This is a genomic window from Bradyrhizobium sp. UFLA06-24, from assembly GCF_054967145.1.
Genome location: NZ_JADFUE010000062.1, coordinates 1 through 23,228, shown reverse-complemented (window position 1 = coordinate 23,228; position 23,228 = coordinate 1). Strand labels below are relative to the sequence as shown.

Genomic DNA, 23,228 nt, shown 5'->3' with positions numbered 1-23,228 from the left:
TAGGCCCGGATCCTCCGCGATGAGCCAGTATGTCCTGCGCCGCCTTCTGATTGCCGTTCCGAGCCTGCTGGCGATTTCGCTTGTCCTGTTCGTCGTCCTGGCGCTTGCGCCAGGCGACCCCTTCAGCGACCTCGCGACCAACCCGAACGTGCCGCCCGAAGTGCAAGCCGCGCTTCGGGCGAAGTTCGGCCTCGATGATCCGATCTATCTCCGCTACCTGCACTGGCTCAACGCCATGCTGCACGGCGACTGGGGCTTTTCCTTCGTCAGCCGGATGAATGTCGACACGCTCATCCTGCAGCGCCTGCCGGCCACGCTCTATGTGATCGGCTCGGCGCAGATCCTGGCGCTGCTGATCGCGATTCCCGTCGGCGTCTATGCGGCGACGAAGCCCTATTCGCTGTTCGATCAGATCGCGAACACGCTCGCCTTCGTCGGCTTCTCGCTGCCGACCTTCTTCACCGGCATCCTGTTCATCTTGATCTTCTCGGTCACGCTGGACTGGCTGCCTTTCGTCTATTCTACCGACATCAAGGCGACCGGCATCCACTGGGTGCTCGAGATGATCCGACAGGCGATCATGCCGGTGGCGGTGCTCGGCCTGTTTCAGGCGGCCTCGATGACGCGCTTTGTGCGCTCGGCGATGCTCGACGTCATCCGCCTCGACTACGTTACCACGGCGCGCGCCAAGGGCCTCGGCCAGACCAAGGTCATCGTCAAACATGTGATGCGCAACGCCATGATCCCCGTCGTCACTCTGATCGCGTTGCAGATGCCGGCGGTGTTCGGCGGCGCCATCGTCACCGAGCAGATATTCCGTATTCCCGGCATCGGCTCGCTCCTTATCTCCTCAATCCTTTCCAACGACACGCCGGTCGTGATGGCCGTCACCTTCGTCTTCGCGTGCCTCGTCGTGCTGTTCAATCTCATCGCGGACGTCCTTTATGGCTGGCTTGACCCTCGCATCTCCCTCCGCTGAGCGGGGCGTCTACTCGCCCTGGCGCGAGTCGTGGCGGCGCTACAGCCGCCACCGCCTCGCCGTCATCAGCGCCTTCCTGCTGCTCATTCTGATTCTGGCGGTGGTGGTCGGTCCCTTCATCTGGCGCGTCAAGATCAACGACATCGACATCGTAGCGGGCTTGCAGGGGCCCTCGCTCGCCCACCCCTTCGGCACCGACGATCTCGGCCAGGATATCCTGGCGCGCATGATCTATGGCGGGCGCATCTCGCTCGCAGTCGGATTGGCTGCAATGCTGGTGTCGGTGTTCATCGGCACGCTGATCGGCGCGCTGGCCGGCATGTCGCGCGGCGCGCTGGGGCACGGATTGATGTGGCTGACCGACCTCTTCCTGTCCTTGCCGCAACTGCCGCTGCTGCTGCTGCTGATCTATCTCTTCCGCGACGGGCTGAAGCAAGTGTTCGGGCCAGAGGGCGGCATCTTCATCCTGATCGTGCTCGTGATCGGCGGCCTGCGCTGGATGCCGGTGGCGCGTCTCGTCCGCGCCCAGTTCCTGTCGATCCGCGAGAAGGAGTTCGTAGAGGCCGCGCGTGCCCTCGGTGCGAGCCCGGTGCGACAGGTGGTGAGGCACATCCTGCCCAATGCGCTCGGTCCGGTGATCATCGCCGGCACCATCGACGTTGCCGCCGCGATCATCGCGGAATCGACGCTGTCCTTCCTCGGTCTCGGCTTTCCGCCTGATACCCCGACCTGGGGGCGGCTGCTGTTCGATGCCAAGGATTTTCTCGATATCGGCCCGCATTGGGCGCTGTTCCCGGGCGGCGCGATCTTCATCGCGGTGGTTGCCATCAACTTCATCGGCGACGGTCTGCGTGACGCGCTCGATGCGCGACGGGTGATCTGATGGCGCCGCTGCTCGAGATCAAGGGACTGAAGACCCACTTCTCCACCGATGACGGCATCCTGCAGGCCGTCGACGGCGTCGACATCACCATCAACAAGGGCGAGACGCTTTGCGTCGTCGGCGAATCCGGCTGCGGCAAGACCGTCACCGCGATGTCGATCCTGAAGCTGATCGCAATGCCGCCGGGCCGCATCGCGGCCGGCGAGATCATCTTCGAGGGTCGCGATCTGGTGCCGCTGACGAGCAACCAGCTCGACGAGATCAGGGCCAAGGAGATCGGCTTCATCTTCCAGGAGCCGATGACCTCGCTGAACCCGGTGCTCACCATCGGCGAGCAGATCGCCGAGAGCCTGCGCCGGCACGAGGCCGTGACCAGGAAGCAGGCGCTCGATCGGACCATCGAGATGCTGAAGCTGGTGCAGATCCCGAACGCCGAAGGCCGCGTGCACCATTATCCGCACCAGTTCTCCGGCGGCATGCGCCAGCGCGTGATGATCGCGATGGCGCTCGCCTGCAGGCCCAAGCTCGTCATCGCCGACGAGCCGACCACCGCGCTCGACGTCACCATCCAGGCGCAGATCCTCGACCTGCTCCAGGACATGAAGGAGCGCTTCGGCATGGCGGTGATGCTGATCACCCATGCCATGGGCGTCGTCGCCGAGACCGCGCAGCGCGTCGTCGTGATGTATGCAGGCAAGGTGGTGGAGGAGGCCGGCGTCGACGCTCTGTTCGCCGATCCGCGCCATCCCTATACGCAGGGCCTGATCCGCTCGATCCCGCGCATCGATCTCGACAGCGAGCACAAGACGCGGCTCGAGGCGATCGGCGGCTCGGTGCCGATCCTGATCAATCCGCCGGTCGGCTGCCGCTTCGCGCCGCGCTGCAAGTTCGCCATGAACGTCTGCATCGAGAAGGAGCCGCGGCTGCGCGAGATCACTCCCGGCCATCGCATGGCTTGTCATCTCGGCGATGCGCAAGTGGGAGGCGCGACATGAGCGAGCCCTTGCTCCGCGTCAGCGGTCTGAAGAAATATTTCCCCGTGCTCGGCGGCCTGCTGTCGCGCCAGGTCGGCAGCGTCTATGCGGTCGACGGGGTCTCGTTCTCGGTCAACCGTGGCGAAACGCTTGGCCTCGTCGGCGAATCCGGTTGCGGCAAGTCGACCACGGGGCGCTGCGTGCTGCGCCTGATCGAGCCGACCGACGGCGAAGTCGTGTTCGACGGCCAGGACGTGCGTCAGCTCGGCGGCAACGATCTGCGCGCGATGCGGCGGAACATGCAGCTCGTGTTCCAGGATCCGTTCGCATCGCTCAATCCGCGCATGACGGTCGGCTCGATCCTCGGCGAGGCCTTCACCATCCACAATCTCGCCTCCAGTGCCAAGGAGCGTGAGGAGCGCGCCGCAGGATTGCTGGTCAAGGTCGGCCTGAAGGCCGAGCATATGCGGCGCTATCCGCACGAATTCTCCGGCGGTCAGCGCCAGCGCATCGTGATCGCGCGGGCGCTCGCGGTCGAGCCCAAGCTGATCGTCTGCGACGAGCCGGTGTCCGCTCTCGATGTCTCGATCCAGGCGCAGGTCATCAATCTCCTGGAAGATCTCCAGGCCGAGATGAATCTCACCTATCTGTTCGTGGCGCACGACCTCTCGGTGGTCGAACACATCTCCGACCGGGTCGCGGTGATGTATCTCGGCCGCATCGTCGAGCTTGCGAAGGCGAGCGATCTCTATCGCAATCCGCAGCATCCCTACACGAAGGCGCTGCTCTCTGCGGTGCCGGTGCCCGATCCCAAGCTCAAGCGCAATCGCATCCGCCTCAAGGGCGACGTGCCGAGCCCGATGAAGCCGCCGTCGGGCTGCCATTTCCACACCCGCTGCCCGATCGCCCAGCCGCGCTGCGCCGAGGCCGCACCGGAGCTGAAGGAAGGCGCGGGCGGACATTTCGTGGCGTGCCATCTGGCCTGAGCTGACGCAAAGGGGAAAGGTATGAGCCAGGCACAGGATGCAACTCTCGGCGCGATTGATATGGCCGCGACGGATCGCGACGCGGCGGCGCGGCGGGCGCTGTGGGGGTCGGCGCTCGGCTACGCCATGGATGGGTTCGATCTTCTCATCCTCGGCTTCATGCTGACCGCGATTTCGAAAGATCTTCATCTCACGCAGCCGCAGGCGGCCTCGCTGGTGACGGGGACGCTGGTCGGCGCGGTGGTCGGCGGCTTTATCTTCGGCATGCTGTCGGACCGGCTTGGCCGCGTCCGGGTTCTGACCTGGAGCATCGTGCTGTTCGCGGTCTTCACCGGCCTATGCGCATTGGCGCAAGGCTATTGGGACCTGCTGACCTACCGGGCCATCGCCGGTATCGGTCTTGGCGGCGAATTCGGCATCGGCATGGCGCTGGTGGCCGAAGCGTGGCCTGCTGCCAAGCGCGCGCGGGCGACTTCCTATGTCGGGCTTGGCTGGCAGTTCGGCGTGCTCACGGCGGCGCTGGTGACGCCCGTCCTGTTGCCGATCATCGGCTGGCGCGGGATGTTTGCGCTCGGCGTGTTTCCGGCGGTGATCGCCTACGTGATCCGGCGCAAGCTGCACGAGCCTGACGTCTTCATCGCGCACAAGGCGAAGGCGGCAGATAGCGGCTCGTCGCTTCGCGCGCTCGTGGCCGACGCCGAGACGACCAGGATCGGCATGGGGATGATCATCCTCTGCTCGGTGCAGAACTTCGGCTATTACGGCATCATGATCTGGCTGCCGAATTATCTCTCGACGCGGTTCGGTTATGGCCTGACGCAATCGGCGGTCTGGACCGCAGTCACGATTGCCGGCATGGCGCTCGGCATTTTCCTGTTCGGCCATGCGGCCGATCGCTTCGGCCGCCGTGCGGCGTTCCTGACCTATATGCTCGGCGCGGCCGTCATGGTGGTGGTCTACTCGCAGCTGACGACGGCTGGTGCGCTGCTGGTCGGCGGGGCCGTAATGGGCTTCTTCGTCAACGGCATGCTCGGCGGCTACGGCGCGCTGATGAGCGAGCTTTATCCGACCGCGGCGCGCGCAACCGCTCAGAACGTGTTCTTCAACATCGGACGGGCGGTTGCAGGCTTCGGCCCGCTGGTGGTCGGCATCGTCAGCGCAGCCTACGGCTTTCCGACCGCGATCGCGGGGCTTGCGTTGCTCTACCTGATCGACATCGTATCGCTGCTCGTGCTGATCCCGGAGCGCCGCGGCGTCGATCTCGCCTGACGTCAAATTCGTTCACCCTTCCAGTGTGAAGCCGACGCGCAGCGTCACCTGGTAGTGACGCACGGCGCCGTTCTCGATGTGGCCGCGCGTCTGCACCACCTCGAACCATTTCATCTCGCGGACGGTCTTGGAGGCACGGCTGATCGCGTTCTTGATGGCGTCCTCGATCGAGCTTTCCGACGATCCCACCAGTTCCAGTATCTTGTAGACATGGTCCTTCTCGGCAGTGGCCATCGCGAGCCTCCCTCGGTTGCGCTGCGGCGTTTGCCGTCGCGTCGAGTCTGAACGGGCACCGGTCGATCCGGTTCCCCCGCGATACCTATGCGCGCGCGAAGCTTACGCGGGCTCGCCGTGCAGGCGGACTGCCGCGGGCCTAGCCTCGCGCCGCAGGACCCATAGCAGCATGGCGAGCACCGCCATCAGCGCGAATCCTCCGACGGCCGGCGTCAGGGAGCGCTCCAGGCCGCCCGCAGCGACGTTCTCTGCGGACAGTCGCGCCGACTGCAGCAGCCCGTAGGCGTTGGCCAGCAGGAGGAGGGCGTAGATCGCGCCGCGCTGGCGCGGGCTTGCCAGGCCGGCAAGGTCGGGAATGAGCAGCGCAAGCCCGATCCCGACGATCGGCAGGTCATAGTCATAGGCGTAGGGGCTGATCATCACGGACGCGACCGCGACAATGCCGAGCGCGAAGCGGGTCGACGGTCCGCGCGCGATCGCAAACGCGACGGCGACGAGCGCCAAGACCGCCGTGGCCACCTGTCCCCAGAACGCGCCGGCAGGCGGCAGGCCGGCCGTGTACAAGGCCGCGTAAGCCGAGATCATCCGGAACAGCTGATAACGGCCTTCCTCGAGATAGCTGGCGGCTTCGTGGATGCTGCCGAGCCAGGCGAGCCAGATCTGCGGACCGAAGGCGAGGGTGCAGGCGAGCGAACTTGCGATCACGACGATTGCGGCGGTCAGCACCGCCGGCCAGCGGCGCGTCAGCAGCATGTAGATGCCGGCTGCAATGGCGAGGTGAGGCTTGATGACCATGAGGCCGAGCGCGAGGCCTGACAGCACCGGCCGTCGCTCCGCGTTGATGCAGACCAGCCCGATCAGCGCGCCGGTCAAAAGCCCGTTCTGGCCGATACCGATCGTGATTGCGATGGCCGGAAAAAAGACGACGAGCACGAGGGCGAAATTGCGTCCCGCGACGACGCGCAGCGTCATCAGATAGGCAGCCAATGTGATCGTCGTGAAGAGAAAATAGGCGGCCCAGCCCGGCAGGAATGCGAGGGGTGCAACGAGGAGGTCGAATTGCGGCGGGTAGGTCCAGGGCATGACACCGGTGGTGCCGCCTGCGGCCGCCATCTGCATCTTCGTGAACGAGGCGAACTGATAGGCCAGATCGAGATCGCCGAGCCAGATCCGCTGCGCGACAATGTGGAAGGCGCCGAAGTCCGCGGTCTGGCCGCCGTACCAGAGGCCGCCTTCGAAGAAGCGCAACGTCTTGAAAGCGAGGATGGCCAGCAGCAGCGCAAGGATGGCGCAGACATAGATCGCCCGTCTCCGCGGCGAGGCCTGGATCTGCTCCAATGTAGCGGTGAGCATCGGTTTGCTAATCTCTCGGGGACGGCATGGCGCCGATCCGCCGGTGAGATTGCGGATTGAATCTTAAGGTCCGGTAACGAAACGCTAAGGATTCGGCAGCGCCACCCGTCCTTGCCCGGCTATGGATCCAGCTCCGTATCCCAGTAGAGATAGTCCAGCCAGCTGTCGTGCAGATAGTTCGGCGGAAACAGGCGGCCGTTGCGGTGGAGCTGGTGCACGGTCGGCGCGAATGCGTTCTGGCGCGGAAACATCTTGGCCTGTGCGGGCGTGAGATTGCCCTTGCGCAGGTTACAGGGCGAGCACGCCGCGACCACATTCTCCCAGGTGGTCTGGCCGCCTTTGCTGCGCGGGATGATGTGATCGAAAGTGAGGTCTTCGGGCGAGCCGCAATATTGGCAGGCGAAACGATCGCGCAGGAAGACGTTGAACCGGGTGAAGGCGGGATGGGTGGTCGGCTTGACGAAGGATTTGAGCGAGACCACGCTCGGCAGCTGCATTTGCAGCGTGGGACTGTGAACCGCCTGATCGTAATGGGCTACGATATTGACGCGGTCGAGGAACACCGCCTTGATCGCGTCCTGCCACGACCACAGAGACAGTGGGTAGTAACTCAGCGGCCGGAAGTCCGCATTCAGCACCAACACCGGCCAACTGCCTTGCGAGACATGTGCGTTCAAGTAACGCTCCCGGCCTCCAATATACGCTGCGAAGCAGCATGTACTGACATACTACATGCAGCGTGACGGGATTGTGAAGCCCGTTGAGCGACTTATTCAGGCGCAAGCAATGCGGCGGCGGGGTGGCAAAGCGCTTAAAAACCACGTGATGTCAGGACGGACGCTGGCCACATCGGAACCACGGGGGCGGCCGCCGGTACTTTATTCCCGAACTCGCTCCAGCTTCTGCAAGCACCGCATCGCGCGCACCAATGAGGGCGGGCTCAAGCGGTGTGCGCCTCACGTGGCAGGATCCCTTCCTCGATCGCCTTGATCTGCAGCGCGAGGAATTTCGAGTTGATGCGGCATTGGGCAAGGCTGCCGGCGATGAACCACAGGCCGGGCTGCTCCGTGCGCGCGTACATGTTGCGCAGCTCAAAACCGTCGCCAAAGCCCCAGATCGGGCCGACACGGTCGGCGACGGCATCGCCGAACAGCTTTCGCACCAGATATTCCTGCGTCTTGTAGCCGGTGGCGAGCACGATGAGATCAGCCGGAATGGCGCTACCATCCTTCATCTGCAGGCCATCGGCCGTGAAGCTCTCGATGTCCCCGAACTGCTTCAGCTTGATCGCACCCTCGACGATCAGGTTGGAGCAGCCGACGTTGAAATAGTAACCACCGCCGCGGGTGAGGTATTTGAACTGCCAGCCGGTGCCGGCCTCGCCGAAGTCGAGTCTGAAGCCGACGCGGCGGAGGCCATCGAGCAGTTCCTTGTCGAGTTCCTTCGACTGCTCGGTCAGCATCACATGCGTCTTCCTGGCGAGCGGCGTCGGCATCGAGGCTGCGATCAGATCGTTATCCTCCAGCGTCCCCTCGTTGTATGTCGCATAAGCCAGCTGCGCCGACGGCTCGATATTGGTGACGAGTGTCGGCGAGCGTTGCACCAGGATTACCTCGGCGCCGCTGGAATAGAGATCCTGCGCGATATCGTGACCACTGTTGCCGGTGCCGATGACGACGGCGCGCTTGCCGGTCCAGTTCTCGCCATCCTCGTAGCGGCTCGAGTGCACGAGTATACCCTTGAAGCGATCCAGGGTCGGAATGTCGGGGATGTTCGCGATGCCGCTGACGCCGGTCGCCATCACCACATGGCGCGGATGCATGGTGCGCTTGCTGCCGTCGGCGCGGCGCAGCGTCACCGTCCAGTGGCCCTTGGCCTCGTCATAGGTGCCGCCTTCGAACTCGGTGCCGGTCCAGAAATTCAGCTCCATCGCATCGACGTAAGCTTCGAACCAGTTGGCGAGCTTGTCCTTTGGGATGTAGGTCGGCCAGCTCGGCGGGAACGGCATGTAGGGCATGTGATTGACCTGCACCTGGTTGTGCAGGGTGAGCGCGTGATAGCGCTTGCGCCAGACGTCGCCGATCCGCGGCCATCGATCGATGATCAGGGTATCGACCTGCAGCTGCTTCAGCCGCGCTGCGATTGCAAGTCCGGCCTGGCCGCCGCCGACCACAAGCACGACCGGATCGCGATCGGCATAGTTGCGCGAGGCCTCGCGCAGATCGTGCCAGTTCGGCCCGCGAAAGTCGCGCGAATAGGCCTGTCCCCGCGGCCGAAATGTGCCGAGCTGTTCTTCGAACTCCTTGAGCTCCTCGAGCGCTGTGAGCAGCGTCCATGCCTTCAGGTGGTTGCCATCGGCGGCATCGGGCGCGAGACGCACGATGCCGCTGCCGCGGCCAATAGCGGTCTCGAAACTGAAGATCGCCTCGATCGTGTTCGTGCCGGCGCGGCGCACCCAACGCGGTGCGGCGCGGTTCGCCGAGATCCTCAACCTCGCCGGCACAGCCATGGGCGCGAGCGTGGCCAGCGCCCGTGCAATCGTCTCGCGGCCGGCAAGCGTTTGCAGGTTCCAGCTCAGCGCGAGAGCGTCGCGCCAAAAGCTCTCTGCAAGGAAGAGTCGGTCCAGCGCCCCACCATCCGGCTTGCCCAGCGTGCGCTCGAGCTCATCGAGCCAGGCTTGCGCGACGGCGGAAATATCCTCGGTCTTGTCCAGCATGCGCGACCTCGTGGCCGTCTTCGCGGCGTTTCCCTGAAGTCGAGGCTATACCGGATCAGTCCACGTCAACAGCGCTTTGCCGGTGCGCGCCTGCATGTCGCCCTGCTCAGGCGGAATAGGCTCTGGTCATGTCGACAGCACGCCCTCGCGCTTTTTGACCGCGCGGTAGTAGCTCCACCATAGATGCGCCGCGGCGCCGCGCAGGGGGCGCCAGGGTTCGGCGAGCGGCGCCATCTGCTTTTCCGTCGGCCGCGTCTTCAGATCGAATCCGATCTTGATGCCCTCCTGCACCGCGAGATCGCCGGCCGGCCAGGCATCGCCGTGGCCGAGGCAAAACAAGAGATAGACGTCGGCCGTCCAAGGTCCGATGCCCGGCAGTGAGATCAGCGTGTGATGTGCAGCGTCGGCGTCTTCTTCGGCGAGCACCTCGAGATTCAGCCGCTCGGCGATGATCTCGCGCGCGAGATGTTTCAGCGTCTTGATCTTGGCCGCGGAGAGGCCGAGCCGCCCCAAACGGTCGGTGCGGGCGCGTCGCACCGCCTCATGGTCGAACGGATCGAACGCGGCCGACAGCCGCCCCCAGATCGCGGCCGCGCTTGCGGTCGAAAGCTGCTGCCCGCAGACGATATGGGCAAGCCCGGCAAAGCCCGGCTCACGCCGCCGCAACGCCGGCATGCCCGCGATCTCCAGCACGGGCTTGAGGCGCGGATCGCGCCTGACCAGTGTGTGGATCGCTTCTTCGAGGTCAGACTGGGTCTGGAGGTGGATGGTCATTGCAATTCGGTCAGCTCTCTCCGACGTCATGGCCGGGCTTGACCGGCTTGACCCGGCCTCGAATATCTTACTCCGTCTTTCCGGGGCGATGCGACTGGATCGCGCACAGCGCGACGCCGGAGCATCGAACCCGGAATCTCGAGATTCTCAGGAGCGCAATCGCGCTCCACGTTCGTCCTGTCGACCGCCCCGGAATGACGGCTGCGCGCTCAGGCCCGGCCATGACGAGATTCACTTGATGGTACCACCCGTTTTCCGATTTGCCCCCAGCCCCAACGGTTACCTGCATCTCGGCCACGCTTATTCGGCGCTACTGAACTTCGGCCGCGCGCGCGAGACCGGCGGACGGCTGTTGCTGCGGATCGAAGATATCGATGCAACACGCTGCCGGCCGGAATATGAGACAGCCATCTACGAGGACCTCGCCTGGCTGGGAATCACCTGGAATGTGCCGGTGCGGCGACAGTCGGAGCATCTGGCCGATTATCGCGCCGCGCTGGAAAAACTCTCCGCGCTCGGGCTCGTCTATCCCGCCTTCGAAAGCCGCGCCGAGATCGCAAGGCTTGTCTCGGCGCGTGAGGCGGATGGCCCGTGGCCGCGCGATCCCGATGGCGCTCCACTCTATCCGGGCAATGCCCGGTCGCTCTCCACGGACGAGCGCCGCCGAATGATCGCTTCAGGCGCGCCTTACGCATTGCGTCTCGACATGGCAGCGGCCTGCGGGCGCGTCGCCGGCCTGACTTGGAACGAGTTGGGCGAGGACCCGGATGGCGAGCGCGGTAGGGTCGCCGCGCGCCCCGAGGTGTGGGGCGACGTCATTCTTGCCCGCAAGGAGACGCCGACCAGCTACCATCTATCCGTGGTGCTCGATGATGCGCTTCAGGGCGTGAGCGAGATCGTGCGCGGCCAGGACCTGTTTCACGCCACCTCGGTGCACCGCCTGCTCCAGGCCCTGCTTGGGCTGCCTGAGCCTGCCTACCGCCATCACCGCCTGATTCGCGATGGCGAGGGGCGGAAGCTGTCGAAATCGGATCAGGCGACCGGTCTGCGCGAACTGCGCGCAGCCGGGGTGACGCCGGCCGGCATCTGCCAGTTGGTGGGATTAGGTCAAGTTTCTCTGGGGGTTAGCCAAACGCCGCCGTGACTCCAGGGGTTCCCCCGTGCCATGCTCAGCCAATAGTCCGGGGTTCGAAGCGGGTACTTCGAAGGGAATTTATGGCGGCGAAAACGCGCCCAGCACGCACCATGCGGACGTCGAGGCGGGCCCCTGGAAAGGGGGCTCGGCCAGCCGGCAAGGTGCGCAAGCGCAGCACCAAGGCGGTTGCACCCGACGTGGTCCAGGCCGCGCTGGCGGCCTTTGCCCACGAGGTCCGTACACCCCTGACCGGCATTCTGGCGATCAGCGACCTGCTGTCGACTTCAGATCTGGGGGAGCGGGAACGGCGCTGGGCCGACACGATCAAGGCCGGTGCCGAGCATCTGGCCAACCTCGCCACGCTGTTCGTCGATGCTGCCAAGACCGGAAACAGGGCGGCCAAGGCCGGCGGGATACTGCGTCAGGATCTGTTCGACCTGCGGGCGCTCGCCCGCAGCACCGGCGATTCGCTGGCTGGGCGCGCCGCCGCCAAAGGTCTCCAGGCTGAAGTCGAGATCTCCGACAAGCTTCCGGGCCTCGTGGTCGGTGATCCCGTCCGCCTCCGCGCTGCGCTCGAGAACCTGATCGACAATGCAGTCAAATTCACCGAGCAGGGCGGCGTGGCGATCTCGGCGGTGCCCTGGAGTTCCAAGGGCAGGGCAGGCAGCACTGCCAAGGCCAGGGATAAACGCCGGGTCGGTGTCGCCTTCTCGATCTCCGACAGCGGCATCGGCCTGACCATGGCCGAGATCAAGCGGCTGTTTCGTCCGTTCACGCAGGCCAATGTCACCATCGCTTCGCGCTTCGGCGGCGCAGGGCTCGGTTTGTCCTCGGTGAAGCAGCTGGCCCGCGCGATGGGCGGCGATATCACGGTCGCGCCGCGCCGTGGGGGCGGCGCCACTTTCACGCTGACGGTCACGCTCGACGCGGCAGGGCCGGCGAAGCCGCGAAAGCCCGATGGAGACGAGGCCGACGCGCTGGTGTCGCTACGCGTGCTCAGCGTCGAGGACAATCCGTTCGGCCGTGTCGTGCTCAACACGATCTTGACCGAGCTCGGACATCATGCCGAGTTCATCGGGCGCGGCGAGGATGTGGTCGGCCGGCTTACGCAAGGCGGCTTCGACGCGGTGCTGATGGACATGGTGTTGCCGGGGATCGACGGCGTCGAGGCTATCCGGCGGATCCGCAAGATGCAGATGCCGCTGGCTCAGATCCCGATCATCGGCGTGTCCGGCCGCGGCGAGGACGAGGCGGCCTCGCGCGAGGCCGGCGCCGACGCCTTCCTGCTCAAGCCTGTGTCTCCGCGGGCTTTAGCGACTGCGCTGCTTGAAGCGACACGCCGTGAGGAAGCCGTGACTTGATGATCGCAGCGTTGAGCTCGCCGCCGTAAACGAAGATCGCGGCGATGAAATACAGGAACACCAGCGCGATGATCACCGAGGCAAGCCCCGCATACATCGTGACGTAATTGTTGGCGAAGCGCGCCAGATACTGGCCGAACACGACGCCTGAGATCAGCGATGCCACCATGGTGAAGACGATGCCGGGCAGGATCTGGAGGAAGCTGCGGCGCCCCGCCGGCAACCAGGCATGCAGGATGAACAGCGCCACCACCAGCGCGCCGATGGTGATGCCGTAGCGCAACCAGGTCAAGATGCTCTCGTTGGATTCGACGAACAGCGGAATGTGTCGCCGCGCCGCCTCGATGATGAGCGGGCCGAGCACGATCAGGAACGCCATGGCGAGCGCCGTGAAGGCGGCGACCAGCGTGTAGCCGATCGACTCCAGCCGCAGCCAATACCAGCGCCGCATCTCCACCACCGCATAGGCGCGGTTGAGCGCGACCCTGAGTGCCTCGACGCCGTTCGAGGCAAAATAGACCGATAGCACTGCGCCGACGGTCAGCACGCCGGAGCGGGTGGTGGTCAGCACGTCGTGGACTTCGCCCGAAATCGAATCGGCGACCTGCTTGGGCCAGACCTGAAGCATCAGGCTGGCGGCCTGGTCGGCGAGCTCCTTGGAGCCGAAGAAGCCGGCCAGCGACGTCAGCACGATCAGGAACGGGAAGAGCGCCATCAGCGTCGACAGCGCGATGTGGCTCGCGATCGCCCAGCCGTCGTCGGCGAGGAATGTGTAGAAGGCGTCCTCCACGACGCAGTAGATGGTGCGGATGGCTTTCACGGCGTGCCCCAGAGCAATGTTGCTCTTGCTCCGCTTGCGGCCTGCCTTCGCCTCGCCCCGCTTGCGGGGAGAGTCCCCCTCACCCGCCGCGCGTGCCGCGCGCCGGCCTCTCCCCGCAAGCGGGGCGAGGCGAACAGGATGAGGCATGCGCGCAAATCGGAAATCATGCCTCCAGCTTCTGATATTCTCGGCCCAAAAGCCAGATCGCGAAGCGCCTCGCCGTCATTCCGGGGCGCGCGCAAGCGCGAGCCCGGAATCCATTGGCCGCGACGCAATTGGAGGAATGGATTCCGGGCTCGATGCCTCGCATCGCCCAGGAATGACGGTGGTGAGAGATGGCGCACCGCCGCACACGGTGTTATCACCCCCAAATGGCATCTCTCCTTGGTACTTTCATCCTGCCGATTGCTGTGGCCGCCGTGGCGGTGGTGCTGCTGCTCGGCCTCGTCAACATGATGCGTGGCGGCTCGCCCAACACCTCGCAGAAACTGATGCGCTGGCGCGTGCTGCTTCAGTTCGTGGCCATCGTCATCGCCATGATCGCGGTCTGGGCGATGGGGCGCTGAACATGGTCGTGCTCAACCGCATCTATACCAAAACCGGTGACGACGGCACGACAGCGCTCGGAACCGGTGAGCGCCGTCCGAAATATGATTTGCGTATCGCCGCCTACGGCACGGTCGACGAGACCAACGCCGCGATCGGTGTGGTGCGCCTTCACACCAAGGATGCGCCCGATCTCGATGCCATGCTCGGCCGCATCCAGAACGATTTGTTCGATCTCGGCGCCGATCTTGCGGTGCCCGAACGGGAAGGCAAGGCGGAACGACTGCGGGTGGTGGCGAGCCAGGTCGAGCGGCTCGAGCACGACATCGATGCGCTCAACGACAAGCTCGCGCCGCTCACCTCTTTCGTGCTTCCGGGAGGAACGCCGGCCGCCGCCTACCTCCATGTCGCCCGCACGATTTGCCGCAGGGCGGAACGCGTGATGGTGGAACTGGCTGCCCAACCCGGCGAGTCCGTGGGCGCCGCTGGCATTCAATATATGAATCGCCTCTCGGACTTCCTGTTCGTGGCCAGCCGCACCGCTAACCATAACGGCGCCGGCGACGTGCTCTGGGTTCCGGGGCAGAACCGCTGAGCCCGGGGGCGCGGACCCCATTGAGATCAGCACTCCTGGGGCCTAAAAATAGACCCCTTCGCGCGTTGACCGGGCCGGATCAGGCCTTTAGGTTCCGCGCCAGTTGAATAACCCCCCTCCCAAATTGTGTGAAAGAGGATCGATGAAGGTCTTAGTGCCGGTAAAGCGGGTGGTCGATTACAACGTCAAGGTTCGCGTCAAGGGCGACGGATCGGGCGTTGAACTCGCCAACGTCAAGATGTCCATGAATCCGTTCGACGAGATCGCGGTCGAGGAAGCGCTGCGCTTGAAGGAAGCCGGCAAGGCGACCGAAGTCGTGGTGGTCTCCATTGGACCGGCGCAGGCGTCGGAGACGATCCGCACGGGTCTGGCCATGGGCGCCGATCGCGGCATCCTTGTGAAGGCCGAGGGCACCGTCGAGCCGCTCGCGGTCGCCAAGATCCTGAAGAAGGTTGCTGAAGAAGAGCAGCCCGGCCTGATCATCCTCGGCAAGCAGGCGATCGACGACGACTCGAACCAAACAGGCCAGATGCTGGCCGCGCTGCTCGGCTGGTCGCAAGCGACCTTCGCCTCGAAGCTCGAGGTCGAAGGAAGCGACTTCAAGGTCACGCGCGAAGTCGACGGCGGCCTGCAGACCGTGAAGCTGAAGGGACCTGCGATCGTCACCACCGATCTTCGCCTCAACGAGCCGCGCTATGCTTCTCTGCCGAACATCATGAAGGCCAAGAAGAAGCCGATCGCGGAGAAGACCGTCGCCGATACCGGCGTCGATGTCACCGCGCGCCTCGAGGTTCTCAAGACGACTGAACCGGCCGGCCGCAAGGCAGGCGTCAAGGTCAAGGACGTCGCCGAGTTGGTGTCGAAACTCAAGAACGAAGCCGGGGTGCTCTGATGACGACGCTTCTGATTGCCGAACACGACAACGCCTCGCTCAAGGATGCGACCAACAAGGCCCTGACCGCGGCCGCCGCGCTCGGCGCTGATGTCGAAATCCTGGTCGCCGGCCAGAACGCCAAGGCCGCGGCGGATGCCGCTGCCAAGCTCGCTGGCGTCAAGAAGGTGCTGCTCGCCGAGGGCGAGACCTACGCGCACGATCTCGCCGAGCCGCTGGCCGCGCTGATCGTCTCGCTGGCTCCGTCCTATGACGCCATCGTCGCGCCCGCGACCTCGCGCTTCAAGAACGTGATGCCGCGCGTCGCCGCCCTGCTCGACGTCATGCAGGTCTCGGAGATCATCAAGGTGGTCGCGCCCGACACCTATGAGCGTCCGATCTATGCCGGCAATGCCATCCAGACGGTGAAGTCGAAGGACCCCAAGAAGGTCATCACGGTCCGCACCTCGACCTTCGCCGCTGCCGGCGAGGGTGGCAGCGCGCCGGTCGAGACCGTTGCGGCGGCCGCCGACCCGGCCCTGTCGACCTTCGTCGGCGAGGAAGTCGCCAAGAGCGACCGTCCGGAGCTGACCTCGGCCAAGATCATCGTCTCCGGCGGCCGTGCCATGCAGAGCCGTGAGAACTTCGCCAAGTACATCGAGCCGCTCGCCGACAAGCTCGGCGCCGGCGTCGGTGCCTCGCGCGCGGCGGTCGACGCCGGCTATGCGCCGAACGACTGGCAGGTCGGCCAGACCGGCAAGGTGGTGGCCCCCGAGCTCTATGTCGCGGTGGGCATTTCCGGCGCGATCCAGCATCTGGCCGGCATGAAGGACTCCAAGGTGATCGTCGCGATCAACAAGGACGAGGACGCGCCGATCTTCCAGGTCGCCGATTACGGCCTGGTCGCCGACCTCTACCAGGCGGTTCCTGAGCTGACCGCCGAACTCGCCAAGCTCGGCAAGTAAAAGCCGTTCAAAACACCGGCCGGAGGTATAAACTCCGGCCGGTGTTTCATTTCTGAGGCGTTTTCTTTGGCGTGGGGCGCGCCTGGAAGGCGATCCAATCTAGGTTTCGAGCCAGGATTCTGATCTAATCGAGTTTCTGATTGGATTGGTCCTCCCGGCTCAGGGGATCAGGCAGGGCGCGATATGCGCGCCGTTCCGGTGGATGACATTATGGCGGCAGTAATCAAGAAGATCGGCGTAATCGGCGCGGGTCAGATGGGAAATGGCATCGCGCATGTCGCGGCCTTGGCCGGTTTCGACGTGGTGCTCAACGACATCTCGGCCGACCGCCTCAAGTCCGGCATGGCCACCATCAACGGCAATCTGGCGCGTCAGGTCTCGAAGAAGGCCGTTACCGAGGACGACAAGGCGAAGGCGGTTGCGCGGATCAAGCTTGCCGAGAAGCTGGACGACCTCGCCGATTGCGATCTCGTGATCGAGACGGCGGTCGAGAAGGAAGAGGTCAAGCGCAAGATCTTCCACGACCTTTGCGCGATCCTGAAGCCTGAGGCGATCGTCGCCTCCGACACGTCCTCGATCTCGATCACCCGTCTTGCCGCCGCCACCGACCGGCCCGAGCGCTTCATCGGCATTCACTTCATGAATCCGGTGCCGCTGATGGAGCTGGTGGAGTTGATCCGCGGCATTGCCACCGACGATTCCACCTTCGAGGCTTCCAAGGAATTCGTCGCCAAGCTCGGCAAGCAGGTCGCGGTTTCCGAGGATTTCCCGGCCTTCATCGTCAACCGCATCCTGCTGCCGATGATCAATGAGGCGATCTACACGCTGTACGAAGGCGTCGGCAACGTCGAGGCGATCGACGCGGCGATGAAGCTCGGCGCGCACCATCCGATGGGCCCGCTGGAGCTGGCCGATTTCATTGGTCTCGATACCTGCCTGTCGATCATGCAGGTCCTGCATGAGGGGCTCGCCGACTCCAAATACCGGCCATGCCCGCTGCTGGTGAAATACGTCGAGGCGGGCTGGCTCGGCCGCAAGACCCAGCGCGGCTTCTACGATTACCGCGGCGCCAAGCCGGTTCCGACAAGATAAAGCGGCGGTGCCCCAGGGTGGGCAAAGGCGCAACGCGCCGTGCCCACGATCTTTCAAATCATGCGTTGGAATTGGTGGGCACGCTACGCTTTGCCCACCCTGCGGCTCCTCGGCGGTGGGTCCGCTAACGTGACAATTCATGTCCCGTTAACTCCTCGCCTCTAGGTTACAGCCGGTACGAGGGTTCGCGTAATGGACATGATGGCGATGGTCAGCAGCATGCTGGCCGCTCAACAAGGCGCGCTGCAATCGAATATCGCAGCGACCGTGACGAAGCAGAACATGGATATGGAGAAATCCACGGTCCTGACGCTGCTGGGCGCCGGTCAGCCTTCCCTTGCCAATGTCGGCCCCGGCGTCGGCGGCAACCTGAACGTCACCGCCTGAACCTCCCTAAAGCGACGCGGCGGCCGGCCCGAGCGCGGCCCGGATCAGCTTGAGCGCGTCGTCGCTCGCCCATTCCGCCGGTCCCGCGATCGTCGCGATCTCGCATCCCTGCGGGTCGACCAGCACCGAAGTCGGCATTCCCAAGGCCCGGCCTATAGACTTAAGATCCTGGAAAACCTTGGCTTTCTGGTCGTTGAAATAGCCGAGGCGGGTCAGATTGGCCTCTTTCAGGAAGGTCTTGGGCTTCTCGGGATCGCGGGTGTCGATATTGATCGCCACCACCTCGAAATTGGGGCCCGCCAGCTTGGCCTGGAGCTGGTCCAGCGCCGGCATCTCTTTTCGACACGGGACGCACCAGGTCGCCCAGAGATTCACCAGCACCGTCTTGCCGCGGAAATCCGACAACTTTTTGGGCTTGCCGTCACCGTCCTCGAAAGTGAGATCGGGCAGCTTCAGGGGTGCGCTTGCCATGGTCAGCGCCGCCACCTCGCCATGGGCGAGCGGGGCAATCCTTTGTGCCGTCGCGACGGCCGGTTTGCAGGTCGGATCCCCTGATGGCGTCCGGCTCAGGCCCAGCCCGTACAGCGCGGCAAAGCCGGCCAGGCCGCCGACCACCACCGTGGCGATGACGATCGGGATCCGGCGTGTGGCGGAGGGTTTGGGGTCGAGCATATCGTTTGTCATCCGGTCGCAGATATGGCTATCAGGGGCCTCTTAATACGGCTGGCCTTCGCCAGCAAACGTGCGGCAAATCAAGGCGCGAGCAGGGGATCATGAGCAACAAGATGTGGGGCGGCCGGTTCTCGGAACGTCCCGACGAGATCATGGAAGAGATCAACGTCTCCATCGACGTCGATCGTCACCTCTTCGCCCAGGACATTGCCGCATCCAAGGCGCACGCCGCGATGCTTGCCGCGAACGGCATCATCACCGCCTCTGATGCGAAAAATATCGGCAAGGGTCTAGACACGATTTTGTCAGAGATCGGCAAGGGTGGCTTCGAGTTCAAGCGCGCGCTCGAGGACATTCACATGAATGTCGAGAGTCGCCTGTCCGAGCTGATCGGTCCCGCCGCCGGCCGCCTGCACACCGCCCGCTCGCGCAACGACCAGGTCGCGACCGATTTCCGTCTCTACGTCCGCGACATTATCGACGAGACCGATGCGGCTCTCGCCGCGTTCCAGCAGGCGCTGGTGGAACGCGCGCTGGAGCATGCCGGCACCGTGATGCCCGGCTTCACCCATCTGCAGACCGCGCAGCCCGTCACTTTCGGTCACCATCTGCTCGCCTATGTCGAGATGGCCGCGCGCGATCGCGGCCGCTTTCAGGATGCCCGCAAGCGGCTCAACGAATCCCCGCTGGGCGCTGCCGCGCTCGCCGGCACCTCGTTCCCGATCGACCGTCATGCCACCGCGAAGGCGTTGGGATTCGATCGGCCGATGGCGAACTCGCTCGACGCCGTCTCCGACCGCGACTTCGTGCTGGAGACCTTGTCGGCGGCCTCGATCTGCGCCGTGCACATGTCGCGCTTCGCCGAAGAGATCGTGATCTGGACCTCGCCGCTGGTCGGCCTTGTCAGGCTCAGCGACAAGTTCACGACGGGATCCTCGATCATGCCGCAGAAGCGCAATCCCGATGCGGCCGAGCTGGTGCGCGCCAAGACCGGCCGCGTCATCGGCGCGCTCAATGGTCTTTTGATCGTGATGAAAGGTCTGCCGCTCGCCTATCAAAAGGACATGCAGGAGGACAAGCAAGGCGCCATGGAGGGCTTTGCCGCGCTGTCGCTGGCGATCCGCGCCATGACCGGCATGGTCCGCGACCTCGTTCCGGACGAGGCGAAGATGAAGGCGGCCGCGGGGGAGGGTTATGCCACCGCGACCGATCTCGCCGATTGGCTGGTGCGGACGCTGAAAATGCCCTTCCGCGAGGCCCACCACGTCACCGGCCGCATCGTCGCCAAGGCCGCCGAGGGCGGCGTGGCGCTGCACGAGCTGCCCCTGCAGGAGATGCAGGCGATCGAGCCCAAGATCACCAAGGACGTGCTTGGCGTACTCTCGGTCGAATCGTCGGTGAAGAGCCGCACCAGCTTCGGCGGCACCGCGCCGAAGAACGTGATGTCGCAGGCAAAGAGCTGGCTGAAGCGGCTGGAAAAAGAGCGAAAATTGGGCTGAAGGCAAAATTTCGCTTATGTTTCATGGTCATCCGGCTCTCGCCAGAGCGCGCCAATCTCTGTATGGTGCGCGCGCGTAGTGGGGATTTCGTCGTGACGTCAAAGTTTCGCCCGGCCGGGTCGGGGTGGGCCATCATTGTCTTGAGCGTGAGCGCGCTTGCGCTCGCCGGCTGCGGCCGCAAGGGTCCGCTGGATCTGCCGCCGGGCGCCTCCAGCGCGTCGACGGCGAATATCGCCGCGCCTGGTGACACCGAGATCGAAGCCCAGAAGACGCCGAGCGTGTTCAATCCGACCTATGGCGCGGAAGCCGCGCCGGCGGCGACCAGGGGCCAGAAGAAATCGTTTATCCTCGACCCGCTCCTGGACGAACCTTCCGGCAAAAGATGAGCCGGGATTAGCTGAGCCAACGCCATGAACCATTTCGACTACCGCAACGGCGTGCTGCACGCCGAGGCGGTGAACCTGTCCGAGCTGGCCGCGACGGTCGGCACGCCGTTCTATTGCTATTCAACCGCAACGCTGGAGCGGCACTACCGCGTCTTCGCCGAGGCCTTTGCCGGCGAGAAGGTGCTGGTCTGCTACGCCATGAAGGCGAACTCCAACCAGTCGGTGCTGTGCACGCTCGCCAAGCTCGGCGCCGGCGCGGACGTCGTCTCGGGCGGCGAACTGAAGCGGGCGCTCGCGGCCGGCATTCCGAGCGGCAAGATCGTGTTCTCCGGCGTCGGTAAGACGGAACAAGAGCTCCGGGCTGCGCTCGCCGCCGATATCCTTTGCCTCAACGTCGAATCCGAGCCGGAGCTCGAGCTGCTGTCGCGCCTCGCGACCGAAATGGGCAAGACCGCGCGCATCTCCATCCGCGTCAATCCTGACGTCGATGCCGGCACCCACGCCAAGATTTCCACCGGCAAGTCCGAGAACAAGTTCGGCATCCCGATCGTGCACGCCCGCGAGGTCTACGCGCGCGCCGCGAAGCTGCCGGGCATCGAAGTGACCGGCACCGACGTGCATATCGGCAGCCAGATCACCGACCTCTCCAAGATGGAGACGGCGTTCCGTATCCTCTCCGAATTCGTGCAGACGCTGCGCGCCGACGGCCACAACATCAGCCACGTCGATTTCGGCGGCGGCCTCGGTATTCCCTATTACATGGACCGCGAGGCGCCGCCCGCGCCCGACGCGTATGCCGCCATGGTCAAGCGCGTCAGCCACAATCTCGGCTGCACGCTGATGTTCGAGCCGGGTCGCATGATCGTCGGCAATGCCGGCATCCTCGTCGCCAAGGTGATCTATGTGAAGCACGGTGATGGCAAGAACTTCGTCATCATCGACGCCGCCATGAACGATCTGATCCGCCCGACGCTATACGAGGCGCATCACGACATCCTGCCGGTGATAGAGCCGGAGAAGGGCGCGGCGACCATCATGGCCGACGTCGTCGGTCCGGTCTGCGAGACCGGCGACTACCTTGCCTTGGACCGCACGCTGCCGACGCCGAAGCCCGGCGATCTCATCGCCGTCATGACATCGGGGGCCTATGGCGCCGTGCAGGCCGGCACCTACAACACGCGGCCCCTGGTGCCGGAGGTGCTGGTGAAGGGCGATCAGTACGCCGTGGTGCGTCCGCGCATCGAGGTCGAGCAGCTCATCGCGATGGACAAGCCGGCGCCGTGGCTGTGAGGCATTGACGTAGCCCGGATGGAGCGGAAGCGACATCCGGGTCCTTGCCAGGCCCGTAACAACCCCGGATTACGCTGCGCTCCATCCGGGCTACATTGGCGCTAATTCTTGCCGCCGACCACCACGCCCGCCTTCCTCTCGATCGGCTTGATCGCCGCGGTGAAATCGGATTCGGCGCCTTCCGCTGCTATCACGGTCTCCCAGAGACGCCCGACCGCATCGGCGACCTCCATGGACAGGCCGAGTTGCTTCATCTCCTCGAGCGCCAGCCGCACGTCCTTCACCATCAATCCGGTGGCGAAGCCGAAATCGAACGTCCGCGGTAGCACCGAGCGCGGAAACTTGTCGCGGCTCGCGGTGTTCATGCCGGAGCCCGCATTGATGACGTCGATCATCACGGCGGGATCGAGCCCGGCCTTGACGCCCATCACCACCGCTTCCGACGTCGCCACGATCGCGGTGGCCGAGAGGAAATTGTTGGCGAGCTTCATGGTCTGCGCCGCGCCCGGCTTCTCGCCGATGAAGAACACCTTTCCGATCACGTCGAGCGCGGGCTTGAGCAGCTCGAATTCCGCCTTCGGCCCTGACACCATCACCGCCAGTGTGCCCTTCTCGGCGCCGCCGACGCCTCCCGACACGGGGCAGTCGATCTGCACGATATCGCGCTTCGCCAGCAGACCGTGAATCTTCGAAGCCATCTGGGAGCCCACGGTCGACAGATCGATGAAGCGCTTGGCGCGGCTTCCTTCGATCACGCCGTTCGCCCCCGTCGCGACCTCGAGCGATGCCTGCAGCGATGGCAGGCTCGCCATGACCGTCTCGACCTTGTCGGCCACCTCCTTGGGCGAGGTCGCAGCGCTCGCGCCGCGCGCGACAAGCTTGTCGACGGCCTCCTTGCGGGTGTCGAATACGACCAGGTTGTGTCCAGCCTCGATCAGCCGCCGCGCCATCGGCAAACCCATGTTTCCGAGGCCGATGAATCCGATGTCCATGGTGTTAATTTCCTTCCCCATCGTCATTGCGAGGAGCGAAGCGACGAAGCAATCCAGCCTATTTCCGCTAGCGGAGTTCTGGATTGCTTCGCTCCGCTCGCAATGACGGAGCAATAAAGTTGAGAGCGGTCAGCTCGGCTCACGCCTTCCCATCAATCTCCGCGAACACCTCGCGCGCGATGCGAAAACTGTCGACAGCCGCCGGCATGCCGCCGTAGATTGCGACCTGCATCAGGATCTCGCGGATCTCGTCGCGCGTGACGCCGTTGGTGAGCGCGCCTTTCAGATGGGCGCGGAATTCGTGCTGGCGGTTGAGGATGGCGATCATCGCGATGTTGAGCATGCTGCGGGTCTTGCGCGGCAGCTCCTCGCGGCCCCACACCGTGCCCCAGCAATATTCGTTGAGCATCTCCTGGAACGGACGGTTGAAGTCGTCGACGTTCTTCAGC

The 23,228-nt window shown here is 64.6% G+C and carries 25 protein-coding genes; 16 read left to right on the top strand and 9 right to left on the bottom strand.

The window, feature by feature from the left end:
- Nucleotides 1-19 precede the first annotated feature (19 nt).
- From IF809_RS31535 to IF809_RS31515, 5 genes are read left to right on the top strand one after another with little or no spacing between them, the layout of a single operon-like run.
- The gene (locus IF809_RS31535) at nucleotides 20-979 is read left to right on the top strand and encodes an ABC transporter permease (protein WP_128968616.1); all 960 of its coding nucleotides are present in this window, start codon (nucleotides 20-22) and stop codon (nucleotides 977-979) included.
- Nucleotides 945-1,862, top strand: coding sequence for an ABC transporter permease (locus tag IF809_RS31530; RefSeq protein WP_128968615.1), 918 nt, complete (start codon nucleotides 945-947; stop codon nucleotides 1,860-1,862). The genes IF809_RS31535 and IF809_RS31530 overlap by 35 nt, the downstream gene beginning before the upstream one ends.
- Complete coding sequence (locus IF809_RS31525) at nucleotides 1,862-2,857, top strand: ABC transporter ATP-binding protein (protein WP_462839478.1); 996 nt, start codon at nucleotides 1,862-1,864, stop codon at nucleotides 2,855-2,857. Before IF809_RS31530 ends, IF809_RS31525 begins: the two co-directional genes overlap by 1 nt.
- A complete protein-coding gene (locus IF809_RS31520; RefSeq protein WP_128968613.1) occupies nucleotides 2,854-3,822 on the top strand; it encodes an ABC transporter ATP-binding protein in 969 nt (322 codons plus the stop codon). Before IF809_RS31525 ends, IF809_RS31520 begins: the two co-directional genes overlap by 4 nt.
- A 21-nt stretch (nucleotides 3,823-3,843) precedes the next feature.
- A complete protein-coding gene (locus IF809_RS31515; RefSeq protein WP_244659463.1) occupies nucleotides 3,844-5,091 on the top strand; it encodes an MFS transporter in 1,248 nt (415 codons plus the stop codon).
- Nucleotides 5,092-5,103: 12 nt separating this feature from the next.
- On the opposite strand, the gene IF809_RS31510 is transcribed toward IF809_RS31515, so the two are convergent.
- The 5 genes from IF809_RS31510 to IF809_RS31490 form a co-directional block, all read right to left on the bottom strand.
- Nucleotides 5,104-5,325, bottom strand: a complete 222-nt coding sequence (locus IF809_RS31510) for a dodecin (protein ID WP_128968612.1) — start codon at nucleotides 5,323-5,325, stop codon at nucleotides 5,104-5,106.
- 102 nt (nucleotides 5,326-5,427) lie between these two features.
- Entirely contained in the window at nucleotides 5,428-6,678 is a 1,251-nt protein-coding gene (locus IF809_RS31505; protein ID WP_128968611.1) for a glycosyltransferase family 87 protein, read from the bottom strand.
- A 119-nt stretch (nucleotides 6,679-6,797) separates the two neighbouring features.
- Nucleotides 6,798-7,355 carry an HNH endonuclease gene (locus IF809_RS31500; protein WP_028134115.1) on the bottom strand — a complete coding sequence of 186 codons (558 nt, stop codon included), beginning with the start codon at nucleotides 7,353-7,355 and terminating at the stop codon, nucleotides 6,798-6,800.
- Nucleotides 7,356-7,618: 263 nt separating this feature from the next.
- Nucleotides 7,619-9,394 carry a flavin-containing monooxygenase gene (locus tag IF809_RS31495; protein ID WP_128968610.1) on the bottom strand — a complete coding sequence of 592 codons (1,776 nt, stop codon included), beginning with the start codon at nucleotides 9,392-9,394 and terminating at the stop codon, nucleotides 7,619-7,621.
- 126 nt (nucleotides 9,395-9,520) lie between these two features.
- Complete coding sequence (locus IF809_RS31490) at nucleotides 9,521-10,168, bottom strand: DNA-3-methyladenine glycosylase family protein (RefSeq protein ID WP_128968609.1); 648 nt, start codon at nucleotides 10,166-10,168, stop codon at nucleotides 9,521-9,523.
- Nucleotides 10,169-10,406: 238 nt separating this feature from the next.
- On the opposite strand from IF809_RS31490, the gene gluQRS reads away from it, so the two are divergent.
- Both gluQRS and IF809_RS31480 read left to right on the top strand, forming a co-directional pair.
- A complete protein-coding gene (gluQRS, locus tag IF809_RS31485) occupies nucleotides 10,407-11,312 on the top strand; it encodes a tRNA glutamyl-Q(34) synthetase GluQRS (protein ID WP_128969500.1) in 906 nt (301 codons plus the stop codon).
- A 71-nt stretch (nucleotides 11,313-11,383) separates the two neighbouring features.
- Nucleotides 11,384-12,664, top strand: a complete 1,281-nt coding sequence (locus tag IF809_RS31480; RefSeq protein ID WP_128968608.1) for an ATP-binding protein — start codon at nucleotides 11,384-11,386, stop codon at nucleotides 12,662-12,664.
- Here IF809_RS31480 and IF809_RS31475 read toward each other — a convergent pair.
- Complete coding sequence (locus tag IF809_RS31475) at nucleotides 12,591-13,484, bottom strand: YihY/virulence factor BrkB family protein (protein WP_128968607.1); 894 nt, start codon at nucleotides 13,482-13,484, stop codon at nucleotides 12,591-12,593. The two genes, IF809_RS31480 and IF809_RS31475, sit on opposite strands and share 74 nt — an antisense overlap.
- A 371-nt stretch (nucleotides 13,485-13,855) precedes the next feature.
- Between IF809_RS31475 and IF809_RS31470 the strand changes: the two genes are divergently transcribed.
- From IF809_RS31470 to IF809_RS31445, 6 genes are all read left to right on the top strand, one after another.
- Nucleotides 13,856-14,050 (top strand): twin transmembrane helix small protein, encoded by a 195-nt coding sequence (locus IF809_RS31470; protein ID WP_128968606.1) that lies wholly within the window; start codon nucleotides 13,856-13,858, stop codon nucleotides 14,048-14,050.
- Between the two features lie 2 nt (nucleotides 14,051-14,052).
- Complete coding sequence (locus IF809_RS31465) at nucleotides 14,053-14,625, top strand: cob(I)yrinic acid a,c-diamide adenosyltransferase (RefSeq protein WP_128968605.1); 573 nt, start codon at nucleotides 14,053-14,055, stop codon at nucleotides 14,623-14,625.
- Between the two features lie 142 nt (nucleotides 14,626-14,767).
- Nucleotides 14,768-15,517, top strand: a complete 750-nt coding sequence (locus IF809_RS31460) for an electron transfer flavoprotein subunit beta/FixA family protein (protein WP_128968604.1) — start codon at nucleotides 14,768-14,770, stop codon at nucleotides 15,515-15,517.
- Nucleotides 15,517-16,461, top strand: a complete 945-nt coding sequence (locus tag IF809_RS31455; protein ID WP_128968603.1) for an electron transfer flavoprotein subunit alpha/FixB family protein — start codon at nucleotides 15,517-15,519, stop codon at nucleotides 16,459-16,461. The genes IF809_RS31460 and IF809_RS31455 overlap by 1 nt, the downstream gene beginning before the upstream one ends.
- 210 nt (nucleotides 16,462-16,671) lie before the next feature.
- On the top strand, nucleotides 16,672-17,553 hold the full coding sequence (locus tag IF809_RS31450) for a 3-hydroxybutyryl-CoA dehydrogenase (protein WP_128968602.1): 882 nt from the start codon (nucleotides 16,672-16,674) through the stop codon (nucleotides 17,551-17,553).
- A gap of 192 nt (nucleotides 17,554-17,745) precedes the next feature.
- Nucleotides 17,746-17,940: a putative motility protein gene (locus IF809_RS31445; RefSeq protein WP_128968601.1), complete on the top strand. Its 195-nt coding sequence runs from the start codon at nucleotides 17,746-17,748 to the stop codon at nucleotides 17,938-17,940.
- A 6-nt stretch (nucleotides 17,941-17,946) separates the two neighbouring features.
- On the opposite strand, the gene tlpA is transcribed toward IF809_RS31445, so the two are convergent.
- Complete coding sequence (tlpA, locus tag IF809_RS31440) at nucleotides 17,947-18,612, bottom strand: thiol:disulfide interchange protein TlpA (RefSeq protein WP_128969499.1); 666 nt, start codon at nucleotides 18,610-18,612, stop codon at nucleotides 17,947-17,949.
- Between the two features lie 101 nt (nucleotides 18,613-18,713).
- On the opposite strand from tlpA, the gene argH reads away from it, so the two are divergent.
- The 3 genes from argH (at nucleotide 18,714) to lysA (ending at nucleotide 21,787) form a co-directional block, all read left to right on the top strand.
- Nucleotides 18,714-20,111: an argininosuccinate lyase gene (gene argH / locus IF809_RS31435; protein WP_128968600.1), complete on the top strand. Its 1,398-nt coding sequence runs from the start codon at nucleotides 18,714-18,716 to the stop codon at nucleotides 20,109-20,111.
- A gap of 92 nt (nucleotides 20,112-20,203) precedes the next feature.
- The gene (gene lptM / locus IF809_RS31430) at nucleotides 20,204-20,497 is read left to right on the top strand and encodes an LPS translocon maturation chaperone LptM (protein WP_128968599.1); all 294 of its coding nucleotides are present in this window, start codon (nucleotides 20,204-20,206) and stop codon (nucleotides 20,495-20,497) included.
- Nucleotides 20,498-20,521: 24 nt separating this feature from the next.
- Nucleotides 20,522-21,787: a diaminopimelate decarboxylase gene (gene lysA / locus IF809_RS31425; protein WP_128968598.1), complete on the top strand. Its 1,266-nt coding sequence runs from the start codon at nucleotides 20,522-20,524 to the stop codon at nucleotides 21,785-21,787.
- Nucleotides 21,788-21,888: 101 nt separating this feature from the next.
- Here the strand turns inward: lysA and IF809_RS31420 are convergent, their stop codons facing one another.
- Nucleotides 21,889-22,779, bottom strand: a complete 891-nt coding sequence (locus IF809_RS31420; RefSeq protein WP_128968597.1) for an NAD(P)-dependent oxidoreductase — start codon at nucleotides 22,777-22,779, stop codon at nucleotides 21,889-21,891.
- A 139-nt stretch (nucleotides 22,780-22,918) separates the two neighbouring features.
- Nucleotides 22,919-23,228 (bottom strand): carboxymuconolactone decarboxylase family protein (locus tag IF809_RS31415; RefSeq protein ID WP_462839477.1); only part of this gene is annotated, 310 nt, incomplete at its 5' end.

Excerpts from the sequence above, each read along its gene's own strand:
- IF809_RS31535 (WP_128968616.1), top strand. The coding sequence starts at position 20 with ATGAGCCAGTATGTCCTGCGCCGCCTTCTGATTGCCGTTCCGAGCCTG.
- IF809_RS31530 (WP_128968615.1), top strand. The coding sequence starts at position 945 with ATGGCTGGCTTGACCCTCGCATCTCCCTCCGCTGAGCGGGGCGTCTAC.
- IF809_RS31525 (WP_462839478.1), top strand. The coding sequence starts at position 1,862 with ATGGCGCCGCTGCTCGAGATCAAGGGACTGAAGACCCACTTCTCCACC.
- IF809_RS31520 (WP_128968613.1), top strand. The coding sequence starts at position 2,854 with ATGAGCGAGCCCTTGCTCCGCGTCAGCGGTCTGAAGAAATATTTCCCC.
- IF809_RS31515 (WP_244659463.1), top strand. The coding sequence starts at position 3,844 with ATGAGCCAGGCACAGGATGCAACTCTCGGCGCGATTGATATGGCCGCG.
- IF809_RS31510 (WP_128968612.1), bottom strand. The coding sequence starts at position 5,325 with ATGGCCACTGCCGAGAAGGACCATGTCTACAAGATACTGGAACTGGTG.
- IF809_RS31505 (WP_128968611.1), bottom strand. The coding sequence starts at position 6,678 with ATGCTCACCGCTACATTGGAGCAGATCCAGGCCTCGCCGCGGAGACGG.
- IF809_RS31495 (WP_128968610.1), bottom strand. The coding sequence starts at position 9,394 with ATGCTGGACAAGACCGAGGATATTTCCGCCGTCGCGCAAGCCTGGCTC.
- IF809_RS31490 (WP_128968609.1), bottom strand. The coding sequence starts at position 10,168 with ATGACCATCCACCTCCAGACCCAGTCTGACCTCGAAGAAGCGATCCAC.
- gluQRS (WP_128969500.1), top strand. The coding sequence starts at position 10,407 with ATGGTACCACCCGTTTTCCGATTTGCCCCCAGCCCCAACGGTTACCTG.
- IF809_RS31480 (WP_128968608.1), top strand. The coding sequence starts at position 11,384 with ATGGCGGCGAAAACGCGCCCAGCACGCACCATGCGGACGTCGAGGCGG.
- IF809_RS31470 (WP_128968606.1), top strand. The coding sequence starts at position 13,856 with ATGGCATCTCTCCTTGGTACTTTCATCCTGCCGATTGCTGTGGCCGCC.
- IF809_RS31465 (WP_128968605.1), top strand. The coding sequence starts at position 14,053 with ATGGTCGTGCTCAACCGCATCTATACCAAAACCGGTGACGACGGCACG.
- IF809_RS31460 (WP_128968604.1), top strand. The coding sequence starts at position 14,768 with ATGAAGGTCTTAGTGCCGGTAAAGCGGGTGGTCGATTACAACGTCAAG.
- IF809_RS31455 (WP_128968603.1), top strand. The coding sequence starts at position 15,517 with ATGACGACGCTTCTGATTGCCGAACACGACAACGCCTCGCTCAAGGAT.
- IF809_RS31450 (WP_128968602.1), top strand. The coding sequence starts at position 16,672 with ATGGCGGCAGTAATCAAGAAGATCGGCGTAATCGGCGCGGGTCAGATG.
- IF809_RS31445 (WP_128968601.1), top strand. The coding sequence starts at position 17,746 with ATGGACATGATGGCGATGGTCAGCAGCATGCTGGCCGCTCAACAAGGC.
- tlpA (WP_128969499.1), bottom strand. The coding sequence starts at position 18,612 with ATGCTCGACCCCAAACCCTCCGCCACACGCCGGATCCCGATCGTCATC.
- argH (WP_128968600.1), top strand. The coding sequence starts at position 18,714 with ATGAGCAACAAGATGTGGGGCGGCCGGTTCTCGGAACGTCCCGACGAG.
- lysA (WP_128968598.1), top strand. The coding sequence starts at position 20,522 with ATGAACCATTTCGACTACCGCAACGGCGTGCTGCACGCCGAGGCGGTG.
- IF809_RS31420 (WP_128968597.1), bottom strand. The coding sequence starts at position 22,779 with ATGGACATCGGATTCATCGGCCTCGGAAACATGGGTTTGCCGATGGCG.